This is a genomic window from Phaeodactylibacter xiamenensis (assembly GCF_965229835.1).
Taxonomy (GTDB): domain Bacteria; phylum Bacteroidota; class Bacteroidia; order Chitinophagales; family Saprospiraceae; genus Phaeodactylibacter; species Phaeodactylibacter xiamenensis.
On sequence record NZ_OZ245931.1, the window covers coordinates 346,226 to 362,604 of the forward strand.

14 protein-coding genes are annotated in these 16,379 nt (G+C 52.3%); 5 read left to right on the forward strand and 9 right to left on the reverse strand.

All coding sequences use genetic code 11. The features are described 5' to 3' along the window. The first annotated feature begins 5 nt into the window (after window positions 1-5). Window positions 6-1,274 (forward strand): threonine ammonia-lyase, encoded by a 1,269-nt coding sequence (ilvA, locus tag ACO08I_RS01295; protein ID WP_421948233.1) that lies wholly within the window; start codon window positions 6-8, stop codon window positions 1,272-1,274. Between the two features lie 72 nt (window positions 1,275-1,346). Next, complete coding sequence (locus tag ACO08I_RS01300) at window positions 1,347-3,032, forward strand: T9SS type A sorting domain-containing protein (RefSeq protein ID WP_421948234.1); 1,686 nt, start codon at window positions 1,347-1,349, stop codon at window positions 3,030-3,032. Here the strand turns inward: ACO08I_RS01300 and ACO08I_RS01305 are convergent. The 3 genes from ACO08I_RS01305 to lon are packed head-to-tail and all read right to left on the reverse strand — an operon-like array spanning window position 3,022 to window position 6,631. After that, the gene (locus tag ACO08I_RS01305; RefSeq protein WP_421948235.1) at window positions 3,022-3,438 is read right to left on the reverse strand and encodes an EVE domain-containing protein; all 417 of its coding nucleotides are present in this window, start codon (window positions 3,436-3,438) and stop codon (window positions 3,022-3,024) included. The genes ACO08I_RS01300 and ACO08I_RS01305 overlap by 11 nt on opposite strands. Further along, complete coding sequence (gene pgeF, locus ACO08I_RS01310) at window positions 3,435-4,181, reverse strand: peptidoglycan editing factor PgeF (RefSeq protein WP_421948236.1); 747 nt, start codon at window positions 4,179-4,181, stop codon at window positions 3,435-3,437. The genes ACO08I_RS01305 and pgeF overlap by 4 nt, the downstream gene beginning before the upstream one ends. Window positions 4,182-4,195: 14 nt before the next feature. Beyond that, window positions 4,196-6,631 (reverse strand): endopeptidase La, encoded by a 2,436-nt coding sequence (lon, locus tag ACO08I_RS01315; RefSeq protein ID WP_421948237.1) that lies wholly within the window; start codon window positions 6,629-6,631, stop codon window positions 4,196-4,198. 320 nt (window positions 6,632-6,951) lie between these two features. Between lon and ACO08I_RS01320 the strand changes: the two genes are divergently transcribed. Next, window positions 6,952-7,698, forward strand: a complete 747-nt coding sequence (locus ACO08I_RS01320) for an SGNH/GDSL hydrolase family protein (RefSeq protein WP_282779948.1) — start codon at window positions 6,952-6,954, stop codon at window positions 7,696-7,698. On the opposite strand, the gene ACO08I_RS01325 is transcribed toward ACO08I_RS01320, so the two are convergent. Then, entirely contained in the window at window positions 7,684-9,180 is a 1,497-nt protein-coding gene (locus ACO08I_RS01325; protein ID WP_421948238.1) for a lipopolysaccharide biosynthesis protein, read from the reverse strand. The two genes, ACO08I_RS01320 and ACO08I_RS01325, sit on opposite strands and share 15 nt — an antisense overlap. A gap of 23 nt (window positions 9,181-9,203) precedes the next feature. Here ACO08I_RS01325 and ACO08I_RS01330 point away from each other — a divergent pair, with 23 nt between their 5' ends. Beyond that, window positions 9,204-9,782 (forward strand): hypothetical protein, encoded by a 579-nt coding sequence (locus tag ACO08I_RS01330; RefSeq protein ID WP_282779944.1) that lies wholly within the window; start codon window positions 9,204-9,206, stop codon window positions 9,780-9,782. 12 nt (window positions 9,783-9,794) lie between these two features. After that, the gene (locus ACO08I_RS01335) at window positions 9,795-10,607 is read left to right on the forward strand and encodes a class I SAM-dependent methyltransferase (RefSeq protein WP_421948239.1); all 813 of its coding nucleotides are present in this window, start codon (window positions 9,795-9,797) and stop codon (window positions 10,605-10,607) included. Here the strand turns inward: ACO08I_RS01335 and ACO08I_RS01340 are convergent. Genes ACO08I_RS01340 through ACO08I_RS01360 form a run of 5 tightly spaced genes read right to left on the reverse strand, consistent with a single transcriptional unit; the run spans window position 10,604 to window position 16,362 of the window. Continuing rightward, entirely contained in the window at window positions 10,604-11,473 is an 870-nt protein-coding gene (locus ACO08I_RS01340) for a glycosyltransferase family 2 protein (protein ID WP_421948240.1), read from the reverse strand. The two genes, ACO08I_RS01335 and ACO08I_RS01340, sit on opposite strands and share 4 nt — an antisense overlap. Before the next feature lie 5 nt (window positions 11,474-11,478). Further along, window positions 11,479-12,249, reverse strand: coding sequence for an FkbM family methyltransferase (locus ACO08I_RS01345; RefSeq protein ID WP_282779937.1), 771 nt, complete (start codon window positions 12,247-12,249; stop codon window positions 11,479-11,481). Between the two features lie 31 nt (window positions 12,250-12,280). Continuing rightward, window positions 12,281-12,721, reverse strand: a complete 441-nt coding sequence (locus tag ACO08I_RS01350; RefSeq protein ID WP_421948241.1) for a peptidylprolyl isomerase — start codon at window positions 12,719-12,721, stop codon at window positions 12,281-12,283. A 42-nt stretch (window positions 12,722-12,763) separates the two neighbouring features. After that, window positions 12,764-13,867: a glycosyltransferase family 4 protein gene (locus ACO08I_RS01355; RefSeq protein WP_421948242.1), complete on the reverse strand. Its 1,104-nt coding sequence runs from the start codon at window positions 13,865-13,867 to the stop codon at window positions 12,764-12,766. Further along, entirely contained in the window at window positions 13,867-16,362 is a 2,496-nt protein-coding gene (locus ACO08I_RS01360) for a YfhO family protein (RefSeq protein WP_421948243.1), read from the reverse strand. Before ACO08I_RS01360 ends, ACO08I_RS01355 begins: the two co-directional genes overlap by 1 nt. Window positions 16,363-16,379: the final 17 nt, after the last annotated feature.

Below are 16,379 nucleotides of genomic sequence, written 5' to 3' on the forward strand. Positions count from 1 at the left end.
ATCCCATGTCAACATCCACAACGACCACTGTCCTGCCTTCCGTAGAGGCGATCTACAAAGCGAAGATGCGCCTGCGCGGAGTGGCAGAGCCTACGCCACTGACGTACAATTACCACATGTCGGAGCATTACGGTTGCCGTTTGTACTTCAAGCGGGAGGACATGCAGGTGGTACGTTCCTACAAAATCCGGGGTGCCTACAACAAAATGGCAACGGTGCCCAGGGATAAGCTGGCGAACGGCGTGGTCTGTGCCAGTGCGGGCAATCATGCGCAGGGATTTGCCCTGGCCTGCCAGAAAATGCAGGTGAAAGGCAAGGTTTACATGCCCAGTGTGACGCCCCGGCAGAAGATCAAAAAGGTCAATCTCTTTGGCAAAGAATGGGTGGAAGTGGTGTTGACGGGGGATACTTTTGATGATGCTTATCACGAAGCGGTCCGGGATGCAGAGGAGAATGGCAAGGAGTTCATCCATCCCTTCAATGATCCGCGGACTATTGAAGGGCAGGGGACTGTAGGGCTTGAAATCCTGGAAGACTGCAATGAAAGCCTGGATTTCGTCTTTTGCGCTATTGGTGGAGGCGGATTGGTGTCAGGTCTTGGCAGTTACTTTCATCAGCTAAGCCCGAATACTAAAATCATCGGTGTGGAACCGGCAGGCGCCCCGGCCATGTACGAATCGCTTAAAGCTGGTGAGCCGGTCACCCTGGAGCATATCGACAGTTTTGTGGATGGTGCTGCCGTGCGCAGGGTAGGGGACCTGACTTTCAAAATCGCCCAGCAGGTGGTGGACGATATGGTGCTGGTGCCGGAAGGGAAAGTTTGCAGTACCATTTTACAGCTGTATAATGAAGAGGGTATCGTAGTCGAGCCGGCTGGCGCACTGACTGTGGCTGCACTGGATTTTTACAAAGAGCAGATCAAAGGCAAAAACGTCGTCTGCATCCTGAGCGGAAGCAACAACGACATCACCCGCACCGAGGAAATCAAGGAACGCTCTCTGCTCTACGAAGGGTTAAAGCACTACTTTATCATCCGCTTCCCGCAGCGGGCAGGTGCTCTACGCGATTTTCTCAATAACGTCCTCGGCCCCAACGACGACATCACCCACTTCGAGTACACCAAAAAGCACAACCGGGATTCCGGGCCTGCGCTTGTAGGCATTCAGTTGCAGCAGTGGGAAGACTACAACCGCTTGCTGGAGCGTATGCAAGCCTCCAAAATTGATTACCAAACATTGAATGACAGTAAGATGCTGTTTGATTTATTGGTGTGATGGTCGTGCGGATGGCAAAAGAAGGGTTTTTCATTACCCTGTGATGAGGTATATTGAGAGAAAACCCCAAATATGAAAAAGTACACCATCTTTCTGGCTATCTGTTGCCTGCCCCATTTGTTTTTTGCTCAAGGTATTTTTGAGTACGTCCCTTTCGAGCCGCATGCGACCTACCATGACGTCGCCATTAGGGAAGGCCTCACCGTTGCAGTAGGCAAGCAGGAGTCCTGTATGATGCCCCTGATGACGCTGTTTGATGCACAAGGAGACAGTCTATGGTCCGTAACACCATATGATTGCGGCTTTTGCTACTTGCATGAGGTAGCGTTTGAATCTGATGGTCGTATTCTGGCATCAGGCAATTTCCGGCAGGCAGATGATGTGGGCTCACCCGAAGATGGCTACGCTATTGTGCGGGTAGATACTGCGGGTCAGGTCCTTGGTTTCCGGCAATTCATTTTCCAGAATGGATTTGACAACCCTGTTCGGTTTAGCACACTGGCTAATGGGAATATCGCTCTGTCCACAGGCAGGCGGCTGTTGATCCTGGACTCTAATTTAGACAGCCTGGCCACGCTTGATTTTGAAACGTTAAGTGATTATCCGGTCATCGACCAGCAGCTTGTATTAGATGAAAATACGATTTTGCTCAATATCGGTGCAAAGGGCTATTTAGTGGATGCACAAGGTGTATTGTTGGACAGCGTCGACTTAGAGGATGCCCCAACGTCTAACTTTTTGTTAGACCCCTCGGAGGATTTTGTTCATTATTCCACCGCATCCGGCTTTAAGCTACTGCATATTGCATCCGGGAATGTAAATGCTGAATCAGGTGCGGGGTTCAAAGGCATTACCATGGACGATGCACAGCTGGTTGCCTTCGATGACCGCAATATCTACCGCCGCACCGGTATTGGGGTGTGGGATTCGGTTTGGACTTCCGGACCGGAACTGGAAATACAGAACCTGAAGTGGAAGGCTGGGCGTTTTGTTTACACCTTGGAAGGCCCGGCAGAATCCGCCTTAAACTTTACTTATCCCCGGACAGTCCTGGGCAGCCGTCAGGATTTATCAGTACCTCCGGCATTCATGGAAACCGATGTGCGAATTGGAGCTATTGAGCTGGACAGCCTTAACCTGAACAGCACTATAGTGGATCATCCGCTCACTTACTTTTCGGTAGAACATTTCTTTAGCGTCGAAGTAGTCAATGCCGGTCCGGATACCCTGCAGGAGGTCTTAATTGCCACACCCAGGCTTAATGGTTTTAACTGTGGAGAACTACGCATCATCAAAAGCTTGCATGGGCTAAATCTCCCGCCTGGCGGCTCCTGTAAAGCTCCGGTGCAGTTAAACAACACTTATGGTAGTAACAGCCCTTTTGAATTCGACATCGCGTACAATATTTGCTTTTTTGCCTTAGGGCCCAACCATCAGCAGGATGGTTTTTTTGGAAATAATCAGTCTTGCCAGCAGGTTCAGATTGTGAATACGGAAAACAGGTCCGGTCCCAGTCTGGATTTTACCATTGCGCCCAATCCGGCAAGTCATGTGCTTAATTTGCAATGGAAGGAAGGGGATCTCAACGATAGAGTACAACTGCACCTGATTAGCGCACAAGGCCAGCAGGTCCTGCAGCAGCTGACAGATAGCACCGAAAATGCGGAGATCAACGTATCAGGACTGCCTGCCGGTGTCTATTGGCTGATCGTGCAAAGCGAAGGCTTTCGGACGGTAAAGAAAGTAATTATTCAATAATGGTGTTCCCCATCTTCAGAATCTCGTAAAACTCCACCTCCGTCACCGGCATAACCGACAACCTCCCAATACGCACAAGCGGCATTTCCTGCAGCTTTGGGTTGTCTTTGATGGCCTTTAAAGGGACGGGCTTTGAAAATGGCTTGACGGCGGCCATATCCACCGCACTCCAATCACCTTTTTCAGCTGTAGGGTCAGGATAGGCTTCACGTACCACTTTGCAGATGCCCGCTACCTCAAGCCCTTTCCTGCTGTGGTAAAAGAGGACCAGGTCGCCCACACGCATGCTGCGCAGGTGATTGCGGGCGGCATAATTGCGTACGCCATCCCAGCGCCCCGTACCTTCCGCCTGCAGGTCAGAGAAGCCATATTCATCCGGTTCTGATTTGACGAGCCAGTAATTCATGATGATTTGTTTTGGATGCCAATGACAGCTAACATGCGCCCGGTCTTGCCCTCGTTTCGCCGGTGTGAAAAGTAATGGTCATTGTCCGCCCAGGTACAGAAGGGCGACACCTCGATGTGGGCTTCAGGAATGCCCGCCGCCAGCAGCTGGGCCTGATTGGCGCCTTTGAGGTCAGCCATCCATTTACCTGGCTTAGCGCCGGGCTTTAGGTGTGCTTCGGGCAAGCGGCTTGCGACCCGCTCGTCAACCTCGTAGTGGGGCTGGGTGATGCAGGTACCTACATATGCGAGGCAGTCTGCCGGGTTCGTCCCAAAAGCTTCTTGCATCCGGTTTAGGGTATGGGTTACAATCTGTGCAGCTGTACCTTGCCATCCGGCGTGTATGGCGGCTACGGCCTGTTGTTTAGGGTCGAAGACTAAGACCGGAGTGCAATCCGCAATCGTCACTCCAATAAGCAGACCTGGTTCTTTGGTGACAATGGCGTCATAGCCATGATGATCGCCCGGTGCATTTGACACCAAGACTTCCCTGCCGTGCACCTGATAGCTGTAACAAAATGCGCCAACCGGCCAGCCCAGCACCTTAAAGAACCGCTCCCGGTTTTGCCCGATATGCTCCGGAGCATCTTCGGTATTGATGCCCAGATTGAGGCTGTGGTAAGGCGCCGGGCTCACCCCGCCATTGCGCTGACTTTCGGCAGCTACTACGGGGTGAGGCGCAAAGATTTTGGGCTGATGCATCATGCCGCCAAGTTAATCTAAACTTTCCAGAAGTCATCATCCGGATAGGCTGCGGCGAGCACATCATTAAAGTAATCAGCGTAGTGGACGTTGATGCCCGCTTTGATGTGATCCTGAAGTTCCTCAAAGTCCCGGCGGTTGTCTTCCGGCAGGATCAGGTTGGTAATTCCTACCCGGCGGGCCGCAATAGTTTTTTCCTTTACGCCACCGATCGGCAGTACTTTTCCGGTAAGGGTCAGTTCGCCCGTCATGGCAATATCGTCACGGATCGCTTTGCCTGTAGCCAGCGAAAAGAGGGACAGCGCCATGGTAATGCCTGCGGAAGGGCCATCCTTCGGCGTTGCGCCGGCAGGTACATGCAGGTGCACCTGATGCTTGTCGTAGTAGTTTTTTATATCCTCCGCTTCAAAGGCTGCCAGGCGGGAGCGGACATAAGTATGAGCAATGGCGGCAGATTCCTTCATCACATCCCCCAACTGACCGGTTTGTTTAAAACTGCCGCTCTGCCCAGGTATGCCGTTCGCTTCGATGTACAGCGTGGCACCGCCCAGAGAGGTATAGGCCAGCCCAAGCGCTACGCCGGGGATGGACTTGTTGTAAAGCCGCTCTGATTTGAAGATGGGCTTGCCGAGAAATTCCTCGATATCATCCTTATCTACAGTAAAGTCGATGGTCTCCTCCTCTGCCAGTTTCAGGGTCGCTTTGCGGATGATCTTGCGGATTTGCTTTTCCAGGTTCCGCACGCCGGCTTCCCGGGCGTACTTCTCTACAATGACCCGGAGGGCGTCTTCTGTGATGTCGATTTCGTCAGGTTCGAAGCCATGTTCCTTCAGTTGCTTGGGCAACAGGTAGCGCCGGGCAATTTGCACCTTCTCATCAGAAATGTACCCCGCCAGGCGGATAACCTCCATACGGTCGAGCAATGGCCCGGGAATGGTATCTAGCTGATTGGCGGTGGTGATGAAGAGGACGTTGGACAGGTCATAAGGCAGGTCCAGGTAGTGGTCCATGAAGCTGTTGTTCTGCTCGGGGTCCAGGACTTCCAGCAGAGCTGAAGCCGGATCGCCCCGGAAGCTGCTGCCGATTTTGTCGATTTCATCCAGCATAATGACCGGATTGGAGGTGCCTGTCCGCTTCAACGCCTGAATGAGTTTGCCCGGCATCGCCCCGATGTAGGTCCGGCGGTGCCCTTTGATTTCCGCCTCATCGCGCATACCTCCTACGGAGAAACGGAAAAATTCCCGGTTCAGGGCGTGCGCAACGGACTTTCCAATAGAGGTCTTGCCCACACCCGGAGGGCCAACAAGGCAAACGATGGAGCCGCTTACTGCGCCCCGCTTTATGACAGTGCTGAGAAACTCCAGGATGCGGTCCTTGACTTCTTCCAGCCCGTAGTGCTCGTCGTTCAGTATCGCGCGTGCAGCTTTGATATCTGAATTATCTTCTGAATGAATGCCCCAGGGCAGGCTGCCGATGGTTTCCAGGTAAGTGCGGGTGACGTTGAATTCCGGGGACTGGATGTTGAGGGTCCGGAGTTTGTTGAGCTCGTCCTCTACGGTCTTCTGCACCTCCTCCGGCAGGACTTTGCCTTGAAAAAGTTTTTCCAGCTTCTCAATTTCCGATTCGCCTTCCTCCTTTTCCATGCCGAGCTCCTTTTTGATGGCTTTCAGTTGCTCGCGGAGGAAGAATTCCTTCTGCTGTTTGTTGACCTTTTCCTCAATCTGCTGATTGATGCGTTTCTGGATTTTGGCAATTTCCAGTTCCTCTTTGATCAGTTTGAGCAAGGTTTGAGCGCGCTCGTGGAGATCGTAGGTTTCAAGCAAATCCTGCAGGACTTCGGCATCGGAAGACAAGAGGTTGCTGATGACGTCCATGGTCAGGCCCGGCGCATCGTAATTGAGCTGGGAGACCACCATGTTGACCTGTTCCTGAAACAGGGGGTTGAGTTGGAGCAGGGCTTTGATCTCCCCGCTGATCGCCATCATGTAAGCTTTGAGGTCCTGATCGGGCTTTTCTTCGGGCTCATTGTGGTATTGCACCTCCCAACGCAGAGCGGGCTTCACGAGCACCACCCGCTTTTTGTGGAAACGGGACACGCCCCGGCCCAGAATCTGGGCAACGCCGGGAGCCGCTTCATTGACTCTGAGGACCTGGAAGAGGGTACCATGTTCGTAGAATTCAGATTCGGTATAATCCTCAGTATTGTATTCCTGAGTCAGGACTAAGCCGAGGTAACCATCTTGTTCTTCTACTGCTTTTTTGATGGCCTCTACCATTTCTTTACCCTTGAAAGTCAGGGGCATGGCCAGCCCCGGAAAAATGGGGCGCTGCTGAAGCGGCAGGATGGTCAGGTTTTGCGGGAGCACATTTTCTACCCGCTGTAGCTGCTGGTCTGCACTTTCTGATTGTACCTCTTCTATGATTTCTTCGTCTGTAATGATATCGTTGCTCATTGGGTGGTATTGGTTTAGGTCAAATGATTAGCCAACCTTCACTAATGTGTAGGCGACCTGATAAATGCATTCAATGGGCGTGCCATATTAATGCAAACAGACGAAGTGGCAGGCGTGTGCAGTATTTGCTGACAAAGTGGCTTGTTTTTTGTTTGAATGATACCCTGATGTGACAAGGGGCTTAAGGCACTAGGGAAATCAAAAAACAGGAAATATGTAAGCTGGAAAACATAACCTTCTAAATTCTCATGCGTACATTTAGTGAATGGGGTGTCATTAAAGCACGAAACTGATAACAAAGACAAAAAAGACTGAATTGAATGGATAGAATATATATTGGGGTACTAATGGCAGTCATGGTTTTATTGGGCGCATGCAGCACCGATACTGGTTTGACTCCTGAAGGCAAAAAGCACTCGGGGGGTGAAAGCACATCCGGTACAGACACCCTATACTACCTGGCTTTGGGCGATAGTTATACGATAGGAGCATCCGTAGAGCCACAGGGGCGGTTCCCGGTACAGCTTAGGGCCCGTCTGAATGCAGTGCATCAGGACTCCGTTTTCATCAAGAGCCCGGACATCATCGCCAAGAGCGGATGGACCTCATCAGATCTGCTGGATGCCGCAGAGCAGGCAGAAGCACTTAACCGGCCCTACGACCTTGTTACCCTGCTCATTGGCGTCAATAATCAGTATCAGCGCCTGCCCTTTGTGACTTTTGAGCGCGACCTGGAGGACTTGTTGCACTTTGCAATCGAGGCAGCGGCCGGCGATACGAGTCGTTTAGTGCTGGTTTCGGTACCTGATTATGCTTATACGCCCTTTGGGCAGAACTTTGGTGAGCCTGCACAGATTTCCTCCGAAATTGACAAGTATAATGGTTATCTGGAACAGCAGGCTCAGCTCTACGGAATACCCTTTATTAACGTCACCCCGATGTCCCGTGAGGGCTTGCAGGATCCCGATTTACTGGCAGAAGACGGTCTGCACCCTTCTGCCAAAATGTATACAGGCTGGGTGAATCTGATGCTCCGGGATGTGGAAAGAGCATTATCGCTTCAATAGCGCTCTTGCCTTGCCGACGTATTCCCAAAAGAAGTCTGAAATATCCGGCGTGAGCCTAAGTGCGATAATCGCTGTGCAGTACAGCAGGGTGGCAATACCCGAGCGCAGGACCAGGTCGGCCAGGAAATGCCATTCCCAAACCGGAATAAGATAGTCTATCCCCAGGCAGGCCAGGCCAACCCCTGCCAGCCCTAGCATCCGCCACGAGAAAGGGTGCATTTGATAATGCCGGTAGATGAAAGACTGAATAAAGACATTGATCAATACGATCGTCAGCGCGGTAGCCAATGCCGCCCCGGCGATGCCCAGCCAGTTGATGAAGATATAGTTTGTGATGATGGTCAGGATAGCGGTAGCACCTTTGAACAGGAGATCGTACCGGAAAAGCGGTGAATAGTTGAGCAACAATCCGTTATAGCCATTCGCTGCATGTGCCAGCTGCCCCAGCCCCAGAAAGACAGCCACCATTTTACCCGTTTCAAAGCCTTCTCCGAGTATAGTGGCAATGTGATCCAGGTTGATCAGAATGCCAACATAGATTAGGACACCTACTGCCAGATTGCTGAGTGCCAGGCGGCTGTACAAATCCTGAATCTCTTCAAAGTCTTCCCGTTTCCACGCATCCGCCAGCAAGGGGGAAGCGATCTTGGCCAGCCCCTGATGCGGAATGATGATCACCTGTGCGAAAAACATATATACTGTGTAGATGCCCGCAGCTGCGTAATTGAGCAATGCAGGAATCATGAGGATGTCGATCTTGGTGGTGATTTTGCTGCCCAGGCTTGCAAAAACCGAGTAAAAGCTATAACTAGCGATCTCTTTAAAAACAGGCTTCCGGAATACCGGCCACCCACTGCGCAGGTGCAGTTCGCCAATGTACCAGGTAAAGCCCAGCATGCCTGCAATACTTGCTACAAACCGGCAAACATAAAGGACGATAAAGGCAGACAAGCTGATATACCCGAAGCCATACGCCAGTATAAACCCCAGTGCCAGTATTCTGGCGAAGACATCGCGGAAAAAGGTCGGCACTCTTGGCCGCAGCAAAGCAGCCAGGTAATTTTCGAGCAACTCCAGGTACGCTACCATCGCAAGGGCTACGAAGAGCAGGTTGTAGTAGTCATCTACAAAAGTCTGTCCTTCGTCGGTAGTATAAATCTGTAGCAGAAAGTCTTTGGCAAGAAAAAGCACTAACCCGGTGACCAATAACCCGAGGGTGCGGAGCAGAAAGAGAAAAGACAGGTAGCCGCTGTGCTGCTCGTCTTTATTTTTGAAATATGGGAAAAAGCGGATAATGGTGGCATTGCTCCCAAAACTCGCGAGCAGCGTAAACAGCATGGCCAGTTCCATCAGCCAGTTGGTAAAACCCAGCACCTCTTCGCCCACCATACGCGGGTAGAGGATGTTGTTGGCAAAACCAATCAGCAAGCCGATGTACATAAACAAGCCGGAGCCAATTCCCTGACGCTTAATGCTTCCCATGCAGCAAAACTATTGAAACTGAGATGAACGTCTTTATACTGTGTACCGGAAGGAGTGGGTCTATGACATTCATCAGAGCCTGCCAGCACATCACCAACTACACAGCGGGCCACGAAACCCGGTCGACCCTCCTGGGCGAAGACCGGATTGCCTACCCCGATCAGCACATTGAGGCTGACAACCGCCTGAGCTGGATGCTCGGCAAGTTAGGTAAAAAATATGGCAAGGATGCGTTTTATGTGCACCTCAAGCGGGATGTGGAGGCTACGGCGGCGAGCTTTAACCGGAGATGGGGCAGAGCCCGGAGCATTATCGACGCTTACACAGAGGGTATACTCATGCGCCCCAGGGAACGTGGGCTGGAGTTTTGTGCAGATTACGTAGACACAGTACATCAGAACGTGGGTTATTTTCTGAGGGATAAGCCCAACCGTATTCAGGTTGACCTGGAAGAGGCCAAAACAGGGTTCCGGCGGTTTTGGAATGCTATCGGAGCAGAGGGAGACCTGGAGGCCGCACTTGCAGAATGGGATATCCGAAATAATCCATCCGTTTCTCCAAGTATGGTCGACCGGGTGCGTTCCTTTCTCCGCCAAATATGATAACTTCGCCCTATGAATAAGCAAAAAATCTACACGACCTTTTCCTTTTTCAAAGGGGCAGCGGCGTTGAGTGCGCTCTGCGTATTGGCGCTGCTTTTAATGGAATCCCTGGGGTATCCTGGCTTTCTTCTGCCAGGGCTTGCACTGATTAGCCTGGGGTTTGTTGTTCTTGGCTTTCGAATTGTTCAGCTGATTTACAAACTTCAGCTCGATCGCGTGCATGATACCAATCAGGTGGAAAGCATGCAATGGATTTACCAGCAGTTTCAGCCTAAAGTGGCTTTTCCTCCTATGAGGGTGATTGCGGGGTCGCCGGATTTCTTCAAGGTCATTGTAGAACACTGCATTCAGTTACAACCTAAAGTTATCGTTGAAGCAGGCTCCGGTGTCTCTTCCGTTGTTATTTCAGAATGGCTAAGATCAGTGAATAGTGAAGCCAGGCATTATGCTCTGGACCATCTGGAAAAATACGCCAGAGAGACTGCCCGAAAAGTGGAAAACCTCAATAGCGAAGTCCTTTTTGCTCCGCTCAAGAGCTATTCGTTGAATGGCTCCGACTGGAAATGGTACGATATTTCGGGTCTGGCAAACGTTGAGGATATCGATTTGCTAATTATCGATGGACCGCCGGAAGATATTCAAAAAGAAGCACGTTTCCCGGCCTTGCCGTTGTTGTTGGAAAAGCTCAGCGATAAAGCGGTCATTATTTTGGATGATACCAACCGGCCGGATGAACAAGCGACCATCCAAAAATGGAAAGCGGCCTATAACCTTAAGGAGCAGTACCTATTCACGGAAAAAGGGACCACGATTTTGTATCGCTAGGCGAGTTGTTTTAATCCTATTTTTTCTTGCATCCTTGCTTTTCTGAAGGTTCGGATAAACCGCCCTTCCTCAGCCGTCACAATAAATTCATCCCGGTTAAGGAAGGACTGTACCCAGCCCCAGAGCACAGCCAGCCCGGTAATGCCATACGGCTTGTTCAGATAGCCGGCCTTGATGGCGCTGATAAGAGTGATAAAAAAACCATAGCGCAGCCGGTACATACCATTGCCAACTTTGACGCGGATTTTCACGGAGCCGGTCTCTGCCCCCAGTACCCGGTAGTGCCTGACTTGTAGCTCCGGGTCGACCTGAATGCTCCAGCCGTGGAAGCGGGCCAGCAGTTCATCAGCGGTGTCCCAGCCGATAGAGGCCCGCAGCCCTCCAATTTGTTCAAAGCATGCCCGCCGGTAGGACTTGAAGGCACCTTTAACATGATCAACATCCGAAAAATTCTCGTACACCCATTCCCCATTTTCTTCTATGGCAATGGTGCCGCCGGCGATGCCCAGTTTTGGGTCAGCCTGAAAGAGGGAAGCGATTCGCTCGAAATAGTGGGTGGGCAGGGTAAGGTCGGCGTCCAGCTTGACCAGAAAGTCGTAGGCATCCTGAATTTGCTGATAGCCCAGATAGAAAGCACGTACGACTTTGGAGCCCGCCGCCCGCTGTTCCTTTTTATCGTTATTGACCAGCTGAATCCAGGGGTAGGTTTGCTGATAGCCCTCCACGATTTCACGGGTACGGTCCGTAGAGCCATCATTGACGATGACCAGGCGCTGTGGGATCAGCGTCTGCGCTGCAATGGACTCAATGGCGCGCCCAATGAAGCCCTCCTCGTTGTAGGCCGGCATGACGATGACATACTTCATATTACTTAGTCTTCCCGGAAGAACAATCCATCAATCGTATTCACCCGGCCCGTGGTGAGGTCTACGCCTTCTATGTGGAAACTGTAGGGTTGGAATCCATGGTGCCGCGCGAGGTTCATGATGTCGTAAAACTGGAACTCAGTATTGTCGTAGATGGCATAAAGCGGGATCTCAATTTTCAATCCCTTGGCATTGGCCAGCGTCTCCGGCCCTCCGTCGAGCACTTGCTTTTCAAAGCCCTGTGTGTCAATCTTGAAGAGGATGCTGGCGTGGTCCAGGTCTTTGATATATCTCGGGAGGATGGTATCGATTTGAAACACCGGAACTTCTTCCTGCCGGACAATCCTCGACTTCTGATTGTGGGAAACGTAGGAATCCTTGATCGGCAAAGCTGAGCTGAAGACAGTATCATCAGACACGTTCATGGTGATGGTGCCGTCCTCAGCTCCGATAGCACAGCGCTCCGCAACCGTCCAGTTGGGGTAGGGGGCAGAGCGTTTTTCCAGCTCTTCCCGAGCGGCGGCTACCGGCTCGAAGGAGACAACCTTGCCCGAAAACCCAAAATCGTAAAGCGACTCCGCAAATTGCCCGGTGTTCGCACCGATATCCACCACGTGGGTGATGCCCATGTGCTTGCAAAGCATAGCGGTGCGCATCTCTTCGCTGGCGGAAGGGGTGAAACGCTTAAGCTTGAGGTAGAGCCCCGATTGTTTGCCCACGAAGCGCTTGGTGCGTTCCAGGGCTTTGGACTGCAAAATTTGCTGGAGCAGATTCATTGGTATGGTTTTGCGCTGTAATTTGGAATGATTAAACCTCCTCGTGGATCACCACGGCCTCAATCTTATCACCCTGACGAATATCGTCGATCACATCCAGGCCTTCCACTACTTTGCCGAAGCAGGTGTGGTTGCCGTCCAGGTGAGCGGTGTTGTCGCGGCTGTGGCAAATGAAGAACTGAGAACCTCCGGTGTTCCGTCCGGCGTGCGCCATAGACAGTACGCCACGGTCGTGGTACTGATTGCCGCCATCAAGCTCACAATCGATGGTATAACCGGGGCCGCCACGGCCATCGCCATTCGGGCATCCGCCCTGAACGACGAAGTTGGGGATGACGCGGTGGAAAGTCAGGCCATCGTAGTAGCCATCCTTGGATAGCTTCACAAAGTTAGCAACGGTATTCGGGGCATCCTCGTCATAGAATTCGACTTTCATGGTGCCCTTTTCGGTCTTGATTTCTGCTTTGGTCACGGTAATTGTTTTTGATGGCTGGCAAAGGTAAGGCTTTTCAAATTAACCGATAACGGACTGCACAATATTCCCCCAGTAATAGGTTTCGTAAAATGTTGTTGGAGTGGGGACCCGTCCTTCACGGAAGCATTGCAGCAGTGTTTCCGCAAATGCCGGGTAGTCCTCATCAGCTACCCGCCTGAGCTTGGGCCCGCAGGCTTGCGGGACTACGCCCAGTGCACCGGTATAGCTGGAGACCACCGTTGTGCCCAAGGCAATGGCTTCCACTAATTTGGTCTTCACGCCACCACCGGAATTGACCGGGTTCACCATCAGGTCAGCTGCCTGAACGTAGGCTTCGATATCCTCCACATAGCCCAGGTATTCGACATTCCGGTAGGCCCTCAACTGATCGTGCTGTGCCGGCAGGCCCCCTCCACAGATCAGAAACCGGTAGGGGAAGTCCGCTATTTGCCGGAAGGCCGGCTCAATGTGCTCCACAATGCGCACCACCGCTTCCAGATTAGGCTGATACGTCTGGGGCCCGAAAAAAATAATAAGGCAATCCTCCTCACCGTAGCCATGCTTTTGCCGGATACTTACCCGGGCAGGCTGCTGCTCCGGTTGGCGGGGATGAGGCGTACCGTAGGGCAAGACGCTGCACTTTTCCGGCGAAAGCCCAAAGGCCTGCTGCCCGGGGCGGACTTCATCCGGAGAAATGAAGTAAAGGTGATGCGCCAGCCGGAAAGCGAGCCACTCGGCGGCGAAGACCAAAGGCCACCATGCCTTTCCCATGCTCCGGAACCGCTGGTACTCCAGATTTTGGATGTAAATGGAAAGTTTAACCTCCTGCCTCTTGCAAGGCCAGTATAACAACAAGGCAATGAAAGGCTGAAAGGCGATGCAGTGGTCCACACCATTTTCTTTGAAATACCGGCTAATACGCATGGCTCCTCCCGGTAGCACATAGCGGGCCACACCACTGCTCAGCAGGCCTTTCAGTTGGAATGGCGCGGCATCATCGGTATTATCAGGTGTTGAAATGGCAGTGAGCCGGGTACGCTCCGCCAGGAACCGGCACAGCCCGAATGCCGCTTTGTGCCCGCCGTTATGGGGCGGCACAAAGCGGTAAGGGACGACCACCGCGACGTGGCTATCCTTCGGCATTATTTTTTCTTCTTTTTGCGTTGGGTACTGGTGGCTGTCGGTTTTGTCTGTTTTGTGCCTGGCTGCTGTGGCGAAGGGTCGGCCGGTGGATTCTGATAGAATTGATAGCCGGAGTACCCAACATAACCAATCAGGCCCAAAAGGATCAGGCTGCTGAAAATACGGGAAACCATAACGCCCCGGTCAAAGGAAGCGGGGGAAAATTCAAAAGTGATTTCGTGCTGCCCGGCAGGGATTTTCAAGCCCCTCAGCAGGTAGTTCACCCGGATGTGGTCTACCGGTTGCCCGTCAATGTAAGCCTGCCAGCCTTTGTCGGGGCCGTACCAGACTTCAGAGAAGACAGCAAACTGATCGCCTTGTACGGTCGCTTCATAAGTTAGTTTGTTAGGCGCATAGCTGGTTAGCTTAATCTGTCCTGCACCGGATGGCGACAGCCCGGCAATATATTCCTGGAAATCCTGGTGCACGACTGCCGTAGTTGCGGGGTCAAAATCAGTGAGCGCATCAATCTCGGCATTGGCAGAATTTACCGTTTGGAAATTGCTGATCAGCCAGGCATTACCCAGTGCGTTCGGATTTTGCTGCACTTGTTCCTGCCCGGGCTGCCCAATGATAAAGTATTTGGTATTCAGCATATCCAGCACTTTCTGGTTGCCCTGACTGAGGTGGCGGTCGATCAGGTCCTGTGCTCTTTGCAGCTTTGCAGCATGGTAGCCCCCAATAGTTTTATGGTAGTAAGAAGCCTTGGAACTGTTGAATGTGTTGATCGAGGCATCGTAAACCCGGTAGTGCGGGTCGGTATCCTGCAGGATTTGCTCATCCACGGGGCGGGGTGCAAGGCCGGCAAAGTATTGCCGCTCGGTTACGAATAGGTCTTCATCTACATAGCGCCGGCCCACCGTCCAATGGTCGAAAGTGATGAGTACACCGAGCCCAAGCAGCAGGATATTGAGCTTCACTTTTTCCTGCAAATAAGCCCAAAGCAATCCACCACTGAGCAATACCAGGATAAGGGTGCGGAAAGCATCCCCCTGCATCAGCGACTGCCGGTCTGCACGGACAGCACCTAGGTCAAATCCACTTTGCTCCAGCCGGGCATCACCCGCGCTGTTGAAATCGAAAAAAGAAGGGCCAAGCAAGGCAAAGAACAGGGCAATGGCTGCGGCTATCCCTCCGCCGATCTTGAGGCTGCGCATGGCATCCTCTTTGGTTACCTTTTGGTTGATGATCTTGTGCAGCGTCAGGAAGCCCAGTACAGGCACCAAAAATGCCGTGACACTCAAAATGGAGTTAGGCGTTCTGAACTTGTTGTACAAGGGGAAATAATCGAAGAACAATCGGTTGAAGCCCTCCAGATTATTGCCCATCGACAGTAGCATCGTCAGGAGCGTGCCCAGGCCAATCCACCATTTTACCGGGCCTTTGACCAGGAAAAGCCCCATAAGGAAGAGGAAAAACACTATACTGCCAAAGTAAATCGGGCCACTCGTGAAGGGCAGGTCGCCCCAGTATAGTGGCGCTTTAAAGTTGGCAGGCAGGCGCGCGCCTTTGCGTCTCAAATCCTGGGCGATTGCTGAATCATCCCCAATGGCTTCCTGTGATCCACCACCGGCTACTCCCGGGATGTAGGAGGCAAATAAATCAATGGCCCCGTTGCTCCACTGCATGGCATAGTCCCAGGCCAGGCCTTCTGTTTCACTGCTGGAAGAAGCGTCACCGGTTGTTTCCAGAATCGGCTCCCCGCGCATGGTATCCTTGGAGTATTCGTAGGTGATCCAGAGATTGGAAGCCGCAGCGCCAAGGGCCAGAAGCCCACCCGCAATCAGGACGCCCGCTGCTTTTGCAAAATGAGGCAGGCGGTTGCGCCTGATGTTGTAGACCAGCTCCGCCACACCGAAAATGAGCAGGGTAAGGGCGAAGTAATACGTCATCTGCACGTGGTTAGCCATGATGTTCAGGCCCAGCCCTGTCGCAAACAGAATGCCGCCCAGCAGGTACCGTTTTCGGAAAGCCATGAGCAGCCCCACCGTCACGATGGGGAGATAAGAAATAGACTTGACCTTGGTCTCGTGGCCTGCCTCGAAGAGGATGAGGTTGTTGGTGGTCAGGCCAAAGGCGATAGCACCGATCACTGCCAGCCAGGGGTTAGCGCCCAATACAACCATAAGCAGGTAAAACCCTGCCATAGCCAGAAAGAACCGGCCAATCGGCGGCTTCATGCCCAGCGTGCCGATGTTGTCGAGGACTTTCAGGGTGTTCCCTTCGCTCACGGTATTGATCTGATAAGTGGGCATCCCTCCAAACATAGCATTGGTCCACAGGGAGGTCTCACCGGTTTGTTCCTTGTATTCCCGGACTTCCTGCGACATGCCCCGGTACTGAATAATATCCCCCTGCTGCGGCATTTTGCCTTCCAGCTGCGGAAAAAAGAATGCGGCACAAAGGGCGAAGAAAATGCCCAAGGCAATAAGGTGAGGAATGGCTTTCTGTAACATAATGGTTGTTGTTTTGG